The following is a 5,221-nucleotide window of genomic DNA, read 5'->3' on the forward strand; positions in this document are numbered from 1 at the left end:
TTGGCGCTTTCCCAGGCCATGATGCCACCCTTGAGGTTATAGACCTCGTTGAAACCAGCCTTGCGCAGGACCTGACAGGCCGCTTGCGACTGCGAGCCAGATCGGCAGTTCACGATTACCGGCCCGTCCTTGTAACGCGACAGCGCCCCGGTCTGTTTCTTGAAGCCATTCATCGGGACGTTAACCGCATTGATGATGTGGCCCTTGGCAAAATCCGCAGCGGGTCGAACGTCGATCACGGTGGCGTCGCGTTGATTGATCATCGTGGTCGCGGTGCTGGCGTCGACCGAGCCCTTCTCGCCCACGATCAGCGAGAAGGTCAGTAGACCGAGGATGACGCCTAGGGCGGCGAATAGCACCCAGTGGTTTCCGACAAATTCAAGAAGCATGGGGAGGATGTGAACTGTGGCATGGCCAAAGCGCCGCAGGAGCAGACTCGATGCGGAACACTGTAATCAGCCGCCAAGTATAAGGGGCTATCCGCTCAACGTCACGCGGCGCAGCTGCTTAGGCCTCGGATTCCGGGCCCATTGCGGTCGCTTGGAGACGCGACGTTAGGGCGTCCGGCTGCAGAAGACCTCGCGCATCATGCCGATCAGACGAAGGGTTCGGCTATCGCCGACTCGATAATAGACCCGATTGGCATCCTTGCGTGCGGCGAGGATACCCTTGTCACGCAGGATCGCGAGATGCTGCGATATATTGCTCTGGGAGGTGCCGACATGGTCAACGATGTCCTGCACGCTGACCTCCTCGTCGCCCAGGGTGCAAAGGATCTTCAGCCGTAGCGGATGAGACATGGCCTTCAGCGATCGTGAGGCGCGCTCAATATCGGCGTCATCGGCAAACAGCTCGAGCTCGGAAAACTCGAGTCCAGGACTCCCCGGTTCTTCATGCTCATGCTCATGCTCGAGCGTTCGGCCCGCGCCCTCCACCTGCTCCAGCAACTGTTCTTCTCCCGCCATGACGTCGGCCCATATATCAACGCTTCATAAATCGATGATAAACCTTTCCAGAGGTCTGGCAAGTCCTCATTGGTGGGGGCCTTTTCTCGCTGCGAGATGCGGCCACCCCCCCGAACAGCCAGCCGAGCAGCCAGCCCAGCAGCCAGCCGACCAGCCGGCCGTCCGCCCCAGTGGTCTCCTTGGTGCGGCCTTGCTGTGTTGCTCGGCGCTCGCGCTTCCAACGGCCGCGATGGCCGACGACAGCGTCACATCGCTGCCGGCCCACGAGCGGGCCGAGACACCAACGACGAGCGCCGCGCCGAATGCCGCCAAAAAGGCCGAGTCGAGCGCGCCCGACCCAGAGGGAGATCAAAACCGAGAGCAGGGCCGGGAAGAGCAGGGCCGAGCCATGGGCGCAGACCAGGACGTCGATCCGGTGCTCCAGCGCCAAGCCGAGCTTCAGCAGTTGCAGGCCCGCCTCGCCGAACTGCGAGCCAGCATCGCCGACCATCTCCAGTATCGGGATGCGCTACAAGCGGAGCTGAAGCAGTTCGAGCAAGACATCGACGGGCTCTCGAGGGCCGGCCATCAACTACAGGCCATGGTCGAGGTGCAGCGCGAGTCGGTTGCAGCCACCCGGACTCGGCTGCAGGCAGTCCGCGGTGAGCTTAGCCAGGTGCGCAGGGATCTGGCGGACCTGGTGCGGGCTGCCTACGCGATGGGGCGAGGTGATCAGGTCCGCTTAATGCTCGGTCAGGATGACCTGCACCGAACGGAACGGCTGTTGGGTTATTATCAGGTCGTCGGTGATCGACGCGCGGCGCGGGTAGAAGAGATTCGCCGGCTCGAAACCGCATTGCAACGCCTTGAGCAGCGTGAGCGAGACGAGGCGACGCGGCTCGCGCGGTTGGCCGCACGCCAAGACGAGACCCGCCTGCGCTTGGCGAGCGCTTCACGGGCGCGTCAGCTGATCCTCGCCGATTTGGACGAATCCATTGCGGCGGAGCAGCATCGCGCCTCGGCGCTCGCAGCGGATGCACAAGCCATGCGCGCACTGATCGAGCGACTCAAGCGCGAGGCCGAGATCGCCGACGAGGCCGAGCTGAGTCAGGTCCCGATCAGTGAGCTGCGCGGTGAATTGGGTTGGCCACTATCAGGCACTCGGGTCTTACGCAGCTTCGGCGAGGGTCGCGAGCAAGGTGCCTTACATGCCGATGGCGTCTTGCTGGCGGCGCGCCCTGGCGACGAGGTGCGCGCGGTTCATCATGGTCGTGTGGCCTATGCCGGGTGGCTGCGCGGCTTTGGCATGCTGATCGTGATCGATCACGGTGACGGCTATATGTCGATCTACGGACACAATCAGGCGCTGATGAACGAGGTCGGCGAGTGGGTCGCCGCCGGAGACCTAATCGCCCTAGCCGGCAGTAGCGGTGGGGACGAACAGCATGGGCTCTACTTTGCGATCCGCCATGACGGACGCGCCATCGACCCCGCCCGCTGGTGTCGAGCCGCGCGCGGATGAACGCGCGGATGATCGCGCCAGAGGGCTGTCGGGAACGCCATCCACAAAACACCCTCAATAGCATTGACCCAATCAGACCAGTAACCCAGGTCGGCAACCAGCACAGCAACCAGCAACAGCAACCGGAACACAACAGTCGGGCTGCGCAGCACGCCCCCAGGACCGCTACATGATCAAACGCCAGCCAGCCGCTCTCGCCCTCTTCTGTCTCTGCTCACTCTGCTACTTACCCAGCCTCTGGGCACAGCCGCCGGCTGCGCCGAACACGGACACCGACTCGGGCACAGCGCCGGCCAACGACAGCGATACCCAAGCTCCCGCCGAAGCCGGCCCACCGGGCACGGTCCCGGCGACCGTGCCGCCTGCTGTGCAGCCACCACCACCCGGCTTCAAGCCGACCGGTACCCGCCCAGAGCCAAGCATCGAAGAGGTGCAGAAGGCGGTCCAGGCTGCCTTGTCTGAGCTCGAGCAGGAGGAGCCCGAGGGACTGCCGCTCGATGAGCTACGTGTGTTCGCCGAGGTCTTCGGCCGCATCAAGAGCGACTATGTCGAGCAGGTCGACGATCGCGAGCTCCTCTCAAGCGCGATCCGCGGCATGCTCGGCGGCCTTGACCCGCACTCGGCCTATCTCGACCCCGATCAATTCGAAGACCTGCAGGTTGGCACCACGGGTGAGTTTGGCGGACTCGGCATCGAGGTCGGCATGGAAGACGGCTTCGTCAAGGTCATCGCGCCGATTGACGACACGCCAGCTCAGCGCGCAGGCATCCAGGCCGGCGATCTCATCGTTCGCATCGACGACAAGCCGGTCAAGGGCATGAGTCTCAGCGATGCGGTCGAGCTGATGCGGGGCGAGCCCGGGAGCAACATCCAGCTGACCCTGACCCGCGACGGCGAGCCGAAGCCATTGAGCGTCAAGCTTGAGCGCGCGGTGATCAAGGTTGCCTCGGTCAAGCACCGGATGCTCGAGCCCGGCTTCGGCTACCTGCGCATCGCCAACTTCCAGGCCCGCACGACCGAGGACCTCGTCGAAGCGGTTGACAAGCTCAAGCGCGAGAACGATGGGCCATTGAAAGGCGTCGTCCTCGACCTGCGCAACAACCCCGGCGGCGTCCTCAATACCGCGGTCGGCGTCAGCGATGCCTTCCTCGAGGAGGGTCTGATCGTCTACACCGAGGGTCGGCTTGAGGATGCCAAGCTCGAGTTCCGCGCTGGCCCTGATGACGTCCTTGAGGGGGCGCCGCTTGTGGTCTTGGTCAACGGCGGCAGTGCGTCGGCCTCCGAGATCGTCGCTGGCGCCCTCCAAGACCAGCGTCGCGCCCTAATCATGGGTAACGAGACCTTTGGCAAGGGCTCGGTCCAAACCATCATCCCGGTCGATGAGCGCACGGCGCTCAAACTGACCACGGCGCGCTATTACACCCCATCGGGCCGCTCGATTCAGGCACTAGGCATCGTGCCCGATATCATCCTCGAGCGCGGCAGCCTCACCTTGGCTTCCGATCCTGACTTGGCGCCGATCAAAGAGGCCAACCTGATGCGCCACCTTGAAGATGGTAATGGCGAAAACGGCAATGGCGACAGCGATGCCGACGCCGCGGACCAGTCCGGAGCCAAGGATCCTGGCGCCGACAAGACTGATGCTGACACCGGGGCCGCAGACACCAAGCCCCTGGCGACCAAGGACTATCAGCTCTCCGAGGCACTTAATGTGCTCAAGGGGCTGGACATCTTGAGCCGTGCACCGGACGCTGGCGAGGCGCAACGCGCAACGGGTGACAGCGCTGGTGACGAAGCTGGCGAAAATACTGGCGACCAAGCTGGCGACGACGCTGACGCCCCATCTGGCAGCCAGCCCGGCGATCAGCCCACGGATCAGCCCACGGATCAGCCCAAGGATCAATCCGGCCCGGCTACCGATGATCAGCCCGCGCAATGAATCGACCCTAGGACCCTGGCCGTCAACCTCTTCCCGAGCTGAGCGTCACTGTCAGGCGATCATCGGGAAGTAGAAGGTAGACGGCTACTAGGCCTGCAACCACTGGGAGGATCAGATGCTACCTGTGCTCGTTCCGCTTGCTCCAGGCTGCGAAGAGCTGGAGGCCGTGACCATCATCGACCTACTGCGCCGAGCCGAGATCGAGGTCATCGTTGCTGGACTGGAGCCCGGCCCCGTCCGCGGGAGCCGCGGCACGGTGCTCGTGCCGGACGTCGATCTTGACGATGTCGCCGACGACGACTTCGAGATGGTGGTCCTGCCTGGCGGTCAGCCCGGCGCCACCCATCTCGATCGCGACACCCGTATCCATGATCTCCTGGCGCGTCAGGCCGCGACAGATCGCTGGAGCGCGGCGATCTGTGCGGCACCCGCCGTGTTGGCGAGCACCGGTCTGCTCGATGGCCGCTCTGCGACCAGCTTCCCTGGTGCTATCGATCCCGAGCGCTATCCCGAGATCAGGCTGCTGGAGCAGCCGGTGGTGATCGACGGCAAGGTTGTCACCTCCCGTGGGCCTGGCACGGCGATGGACTTCGCGCTGCAGCTGATCGAGCTCCTGATCGACGCCGAGCGTCGCGCTGCGGTCGAGGCAAAGCTGATGCGACCTAGTTGAGAGTCAGGTGAGCTCCAGTTGAGAACCAATTGATGGACGAGCTTGGCTTCGCCGCCTCGCCTAATGGCTGGCCTATTGACCTGTCAATGACCCGGCCAGCTGACCCGCTAGCTGCCTGGGCCGTCGGCTGGCCCGCTGATTGGCCC

The 5,221-nt window shown here is 64.0% G+C and carries 5 protein-coding genes; 3 read left to right on the top strand and 2 right to left on the bottom strand.

Annotated elements, in window-relative coordinates; genetic code table 11:
- Positions 1 to 389: rhodanese-like domain-containing protein (locus ACY693_RS14515; protein WP_462322533.1), on the bottom strand; the 389-nt coding region annotated here is incomplete at its 3' end.
- Positions 390 to 554: 165 nt separating this feature from the next.
- On the bottom strand, positions 555 to 965 hold the full coding sequence (locus tag ACY693_RS14520) for an ArsR/SmtB family transcription factor (RefSeq protein ID WP_462322534.1): 411 nt from the start codon (positions 963 to 965) through the stop codon (positions 555 to 557).
- Between the two features lie 229 nt (positions 966 to 1,194).
- Here ACY693_RS14520 and ACY693_RS14525 point away from each other — a divergent pair, with 229 nt between their 5' ends.
- The 3 genes from ACY693_RS14525 to ACY693_RS14535 all read left to right on the top strand — a co-directional run bounded on the left by ACY693_RS14525 (position 1,195) and on the right by ACY693_RS14535 (position 5,075).
- Positions 1,195 to 2,466, top strand: coding sequence for a murein hydrolase activator EnvC family protein (locus ACY693_RS14525; protein WP_462322535.1), 1,272 nt, complete (start codon positions 1,195 to 1,197; stop codon positions 2,464 to 2,466).
- A gap of 169 nt (positions 2,467 to 2,635) precedes the next feature.
- Positions 2,636 to 4,405, top strand: coding sequence for a S41 family peptidase (locus ACY693_RS14530; protein ID WP_462322536.1), 1,770 nt, complete (start codon positions 2,636 to 2,638; stop codon positions 4,403 to 4,405).
- A gap of 115 nt (positions 4,406 to 4,520) precedes the next feature.
- Entirely contained in the window at positions 4,521 to 5,075 is a 555-nt protein-coding gene (locus ACY693_RS14535; RefSeq protein WP_462322537.1) for a DJ-1 family glyoxalase III, read from the top strand.
- Positions 5,076 to 5,221: the final 146 nt, after the last annotated feature.

Source organism: Halochromatium sp. (assembly GCF_054919635.1).